At 47.3% G+C, this 6,083-nt stretch carries 5 protein-coding genes and 1 pseudogene; 1 reads left to right on the top strand and 5 read right to left on the bottom strand.

Translation table 11 applies throughout. The features are described 5' to 3' along the window. Positions 1-167: 167 nt before the first annotated feature. Entirely contained in the window at positions 168-656 is a 489-nt protein-coding gene (locus FC75_RS02755; RefSeq protein ID WP_054663801.1) for a PTS sugar transporter subunit IIA, read from the top strand. A 398-nt stretch (positions 657-1,054) separates the two neighbouring features. Here FC75_RS02755 and FC75_RS02750 read toward each other — a convergent pair whose 3' ends face one another. From FC75_RS02750 to FC75_RS02730, 5 genes and pseudogenes are all read right to left on the bottom strand, one after another. Continuing rightward, positions 1,055-1,855 carry a Cof-type HAD-IIB family hydrolase gene (locus FC75_RS02750; protein ID WP_054663798.1) on the bottom strand — a complete coding sequence of 267 codons (801 nt, stop codon included), beginning with the start codon at positions 1,853-1,855 and terminating at the stop codon, positions 1,055-1,057. 51 nt (positions 1,856-1,906) lie between these two features. Further along, complete coding sequence (locus FC75_RS02745) at positions 1,907-3,859, bottom strand: alginate lyase family protein (protein ID WP_054663797.1); 1,953 nt, start codon at positions 3,857-3,859, stop codon at positions 1,907-1,909. A 79-nt stretch (positions 3,860-3,938) separates the two neighbouring features. After that, positions 3,939-4,763: a PTS system mannose/fructose/sorbose family transporter subunit IID gene (locus FC75_RS12970; RefSeq protein WP_054663794.1), complete on the bottom strand. Its 825-nt coding sequence runs from the start codon at positions 4,761-4,763 to the stop codon at positions 3,939-3,941. Beyond that, a pseudogene (locus tag FC75_RS12965) lies at positions 4,750-5,543 on the bottom strand (PTS mannose/fructose/sorbose/N-acetylgalactosamine transporter subunit IIC). The gene FC75_RS12970 and the pseudogene FC75_RS12965 overlap by 14 nt, the downstream one beginning before the upstream one ends. A 21-nt stretch (positions 5,544-5,564) precedes the next feature. After that, positions 5,565-6,059, bottom strand: a complete 495-nt coding sequence (locus FC75_RS02730) for a PTS sugar transporter subunit IIB (protein ID WP_054663790.1) — start codon at positions 6,057-6,059, stop codon at positions 5,565-5,567. Between the last annotated feature and the right edge of the window lie 24 nt (positions 6,060-6,083).

Here is a 6,083-nt window from a genome sequence, read left to right as displayed (position 1 = left end):
TAGACCACTATCAAGGATTCGTTATCATCGTTGCACTTGACTTGAAAATTGAGGGACTTTCTTCGCTTGAATCTAGGGACATCTCATGCCGTCATCGAAGAAGCTATGGCCCGGATGGCGCAGACGTGGCAGAAAATGATCAAATAATCGAATTGGAGTGAGATAGCATGTTTAACTTCTTGAAAAAAAAGACTAATAAAGTTTCTTTCGTGGCCCCGGCAACTGGTCAAGCGATGCCGATCACAGATGTTTCTGATGAGATGTTTTCGCAAAAAATCATGGGGGATGGCTACGCGGTCAAGCCGACAAGCGATGACTTGTACGCTCCCGTCAGTGGATCGATCACGTCAGTTTTTCCAACCAAACATGCTATTTCATTTAAGACGCCTGAAGGACTGGAAGTTCTGTTTCACATGGGCGTTGATACGGTTGAGCTTAAGGGTGCGCCTTTCAATCTTTCTGTAAGTGAGGGACAGTCTGTAGCTGCAGGAGACTCACTGGGAACTATGGATCGTTCAAAAATTAGCGCCGCGGGAAAGTCTGATGAGCTGATTGTCGTATTTACTAACACTGACTTGATTTCAAGCGTTTCTGTGGTTGCAAAGGCCAGTATTAAACACGGTGATTCGTTGGGTGAGGTAACCTTAGTATCCTAAGTTCATACGATAAATTTTTTGGAGGAAAGTCAGCACTTTGCGCTTTCATATAATTCTTGGCGTGCAGACAGGCTTATTTCTATGAAGTGTAAAGAGGGGTCTCCTGATTTAGGAGGCCTCTCTTTGGCGTTCTGATTAGAAGACGGTTGTTTTAGCCTATTATCAATATCTGAACGGATATGGGCAGTTTTGCTTTGAGATACCTATATGGGAAAAAGTTGAAATTGTTACTCCTCGAATTTGAGAAAAGCGATGGTAGGTAGACTTTAGAGTCCGCTCACGCATTTCTACTGCAAGACCTGTTCATTTTGTGGAACGGTTTTGTCGGCCGAATAACTATTTCAGTTTCTCACTCCGTTCTATTTGAGACACACCAAGCCTGGCTACAGACTTTTATCTTATTGACTAATTTGTTTCAAGTATTGTTCAAGGTAATTGAGAACGCCATTGTCGTCGGCTGCTTCAGTAATCTGACTGGCTATCGTTAATACCTCCGGATCGGCATTTGCCACGGCTACGCTCGTGCCGGCGATTCGCATCATCGTTAGATCATTCCGGCCGTCTCCGAACACGCAACTATCAGCAAGCGAGATACCGAAATAGTTACTGAGCAGTCGTAGACCATGTGACTTGTCCTTTCCGGGCCGGATTAGGTCAATATTGCCAAAACGGCTAGATGTTGCGTGTACTTGCAGTGGAAAAGTGGTCTCAATTTTATCTAATAGTGTTTGGGTCTGTGACTTGGGACACGAGATGCTGATTTTAATAATATGGTGAGCGTAGGGCAGTAGCGTTGCCACCGTTTCGAGTGCGGGACAGAATTCGTGCATCATCTTGATTCGCCCTGGATCGTCCCCGTTCAGCATAAAAGCTTTTATTGGTGTACAGATGACGAGGTGTAGATTGGGAATGTTGCTTAGATATTGAACCAGCGCCTGTGCTGTGCTATCAGGGAACAGGTTGACCTCGAGCACTTTTTCTTTGCTTATAATGTAAGGTCCGTTTTCGGCAATCATCCCATCGATTGAGAAACCAGTGAAGTATTCGTCAATTCGTTCTCGCTGATTTCCACTTGCGATTGCAAAACGAATGCCCCTATGGTGCAGAGAACTAAGAATGGACTTAAATCGCTGTCGGTCATAATGACGTGTGTGATCAAGAAACGTGTGATCCATATCAGTAACGAATAGCCGAACCACCACGGTTAGCTCCTTTCGTGCGCGTCTTATCAGCGCGGCATAAACAATCAATCATACCTTTAGTCGAACAGCGGTTGCGGCATCATTGATACGGTGCACCACTATTGATTGTGCGTGGAAGGGCACACGGTCTAGACTGTAGACTTTTTTCCCCCGGAAAAGTTCACGGTGCATGATTGCAACACTGTAGCGCTCTGTAGGCGTGACTTGTATCTGCCATGCACTGCCTTCAGCGGCAGGCAAAGGCCGGTCGAGATTTTGCAGAATTGGAATTGAGCTGATTGTTGCAGTTTTTGGTGCGATGAGCGTGGTTTGGCTGATTTGGTTAGTGAACGGTGTGCGGTAGGTAAGAACTTGATGCGATTCCAGTTCATTGTAGCGGGGAGAAAACGGTGCAGTGGCCACAGTCAAGTCACCAAAATTGGCCAGTTGCCACTGGTTATTCAGGACTGCACCATTCCGGGTCTGGGCTAGATTGACACTGGGATCAAGATGGAAAAATTGGGTTAGTTCATGGGTGCCAGCTGCATGCACTTCATCGGTAATTAGCCAGATTGCACCAGGTATGCTGACAATCTTGCGTGTCCAAACGCTCAACGGATCACTCCCGAGAAGCGTACCTTCGAGGTAATGGTAAGGAGGGCGGTGACGTACATAGGGTTTGAGGGGGGTGCCATACTGCGTGTAGTCCCAGCTGCTATCTGGTGCGCAGGGAGTGAACTGGTCAACCATAACTGAGTTGTGTGCTGGCATGGCTTTGAGTTCTGTGCGCAGCGGCTGGTCTTCGCGGTAAGTATAACGTCCGGAATCGACTAGTAGTGGTTCACCATGGACGTATAGGGAAAAATGATTGTTGTCACTATGGCCGTGGCCGCTTCCTAAGGGCCCGGCATTAAAGAATAGGAAGTCGGCGTCTTTGGCCCAGCTGCTGCGAATGGCGTAATTACCGCTGTCCTCACCATTGAAGGTAAGCGCAGTCGGCACGTCTTCGGGGCGCTGTTGGAACGCCTTCGTTCCTGCAGAGCCGAGCCAGTAAAGGGTTTCTGGACTCAGCGAAGTTTCGGTATAACCTGCAAGCCGCGGTTGGTTCAAAATCACCGCAGCACAGTCGAATACATCATTGGCTAAAATGCGATCTGTATCGCCGAATAGTTCAAGCATGCCAGTGGGCGGCAGCGTCATTTTCAACGCTTGGGTCATTTTTAGTGCGATTGCTTTGAATTCTGTCACGTCGCGGTGCCACCATTCCTGAGTCGCAATGGCGCGGAGTAAGGCGTTCAGCACTTGCACATGATACATTAGCGACTGCTCCCATTGCATACCATCATCAAGGATTTGTAACTGCAGTTGCTCCTTGAGCTCCGTCTCCGCCCATTTGAATAATGGCTGTGCGGCAAAATCGGACTCCAGTACAGGGAGAACTGTTAGTAATGCACACGTTTGAATACTGCCCCAGTTGCTAGTTTTATATTTGGGAATGTATTGAGTCCTGAGATAGGTGGTCTGCGAGATCAGACTGGTGGCAATCGAGGCCAGCGCGTCGTCTGAAAGGTTCTCGTCTTGGTTTAAATAAACCAATGCGTCAACGATATTCACTAGGCGAATACCGGTATCCAAGGTGCGGGTAGAATTTTGCGGCTTGAGAGACGGATGCTGTGCGATCCATGCTTGAATAAAGTGGAGGGCCGCTTGATTGAATTCCTTGCGACCAGTGATTCGAGCGGCAATAATTAGATCACTGAGCCAATCCATGCGATTGAGCATGAAACACCACTCGGGGTCATCATTGCGAATAGCTTCGTAATCCAACGGATTGATCTGATATGGCGTCTTGCAGCGTTCCATGTCCCAAGGCTTGTTAAACAAAAATATATTATTCAGCAAACGTTCCGCGTTTTGGATGATGGCTTGTTTTGCGTTCTTGTCTAAATCTTTCTCGGGGTCAAAGGTACGAGCAGCTGCGATTTGATTGAGTCGCGTTTTGAGAGCATTGATATCTATCATTTTTCCTCCTGCAAACAAGATAGCGCCAACCAACCCGCAAGGCGAGTTCAGTTGGCGCCATCCTAGTATTTCAGATGCTTTACACACCGAGAATGTGGACCAGGCTTAAGACAATCCCAATCACTACGGTTAGGATAACCAGCTTGTAAGTTGTCCAGCCGCGTTTCTTGATTAGGTAGTACATCAGCAAGGTGTACAGCACTGGCAGTAGCGCTGGCGCTACTTTGTCCAGCAAGGCTTGGATATCCACGGTTGAAGTGGCAGCACCCTTAGCAGCCTTAGCACTGGAGGCGTAGGTCAAGGTTACCTTCATTTTAACAAAGGTGGCTGCCAGGCCGGCAATAACTGTGACACCAATCATGCTGGCAGCCTCTGAAATTTGGCTCATCTTCGCGCTGAGCTTTTCGATCATGCTTGTCCCCAGGCGTTTCCCATAAGCACCCATTGCAAACTTGATCGACAGCAGCGTAAAGTTTTCGGCCAGTACGAAGAATACTGGGGCTAATGCAACGTTGTTCATCGCCAACGAGGCAAAGATTGTTGAGAATAGTGGTGCGATACAGAACTGGGATAATGAATCCCCAATCCCAGCTAATGGGCCCATCAAGGCCATCTTGATACCGCGAGTTTCTTTGTATTCCATCCCATTATCAGCCATCGCCAAATGAATCGAGGTGATAAACGGAATCAGATTCGGGTTAGTGTTGTAAAATTCGATGTTCTCACTCAGCACCTTCGCCAGCTTATCAGGATCTTTACCGTATAGCTTCTTGAAGGCTGGGTACATGATCAAGGAGTAGCCTAATCCTTGATAATTGCTGTAGTTAAAACCGTTCTGCAAGAAATAGGAACGCAGTGTGGTTTTGCGGTAATCGCTGTTGGTTAATTGATTAGATCCAGTCATCGTGAGATTCCTCCTCGCTTGATTTGCCTGCATTTGCCGGAGAGGCCTGTTTTCGTCTTGTTCAAAATAGAACTTGAGTGCGAAGACTAAAGCAATAATGGCAATGCCGATTACAGGTAACTGCAGGTAGGCGGCTAAGGCATACCCTAATAGGGCAAATGGAATAAGTTGTTTCTTCAGCATGACAGTCATAATCATGGCAAACCCAATTGCTGGTAGCATACCACCGGCAACATTAAGCCCGGTGAGCAGCCAATCCGGAATCATGGCGACCAAAGTCTTCAAGGTACTCATGCTATAAGCCCCAAGGAACCCAAGTAAAAAGCCAACGATTGCGAATAAAATGACGGTGATATTAGCAATAAAGCGGAATTTACCAAACTTATGTGCCTTTAACGCGTTTGTCGCAGCTTCGGGCAGCCCGGCGCAAAGGGTGTAAACGAAGGTCTGCAGGAACTGAATTGCGACCGCAAATGGGATCGATAGAGCCAATGCGCTTTGCGGAGTAACGCCTGACATCGTAATAGCCATCAAAGTCCCAATGATCCCAGGGCCAATTGGGTTAGGCGGGACGGTACCACCAGCACCGACCCCAAAGCCCATGAAGGCTAATTCAGCGACGGCGCCACAGGCCAAGGCTGTTGGAATATCGTTCAAGATGACCCCAACCCCAAAACTCAAGACCAAGGCGCGGTTGGTATAGATGCCCCATAACATCCCCGCGTAACAAAACGCGGTCCAAAGCCCAATGAGTAGGGCTTGTATGAGTGTGATTTGCATGATTGCTCCTCCTAATTGAGATTAATCTAAGTAATCGGCGATGTTAACCTCGACACTACCATCATTGCCAGATGGCGTGGTGCGGTTGTCAAATTCGATGTGATAGTCATTAATCAAAGTCTTTAAAGCAGCCTTATCTTCTGGTCCTAGGAAAATCGAGCGGGTAACTTTTTGCTTGCCAGGAGCGTTGTGAATGTTACCAATGTTGATTTTCTTGATTGGGACTCCGCCCGCCACAAGTCGCAGCGCATCCTTAGGATCCTTCACCAACAGGAAAATCTTCTGTGCTGGATTGGCCTTATAAATAATATCAATTACTTTTTGAACGGGGTAAAAGCGCATGGCCACGGATGATGGAATTACAGTTTTCATCAAGGTTTGTGCTACTTTATCTTCTGCAGTTTCGTCATTAGCGACGATGCAGGTATTCACGCCAAGCACTTTGATCCACATTTGTCCTTGGCCATGGACCAGGCGTTCGTCAATGCGTGTCATCACAATATTCGGATCTGCCATTTGTATTTCCTCCTAAGAATAATT

The sequence above is a fragment of the Lacticaseibacillus camelliae DSM 22697 = JCM 13995 genome (assembly GCF_001436615.1).
GTDB classification, from domain to species: Bacteria; Bacillota; Bacilli; order Lactobacillales; family Lactobacillaceae; genus Lacticaseibacillus; species Lacticaseibacillus camelliae.
The sequence above is the reverse complement of the archived record's forward strand: the minus strand, read 5'-3'. Positions and strand labels throughout refer to the sequence as shown.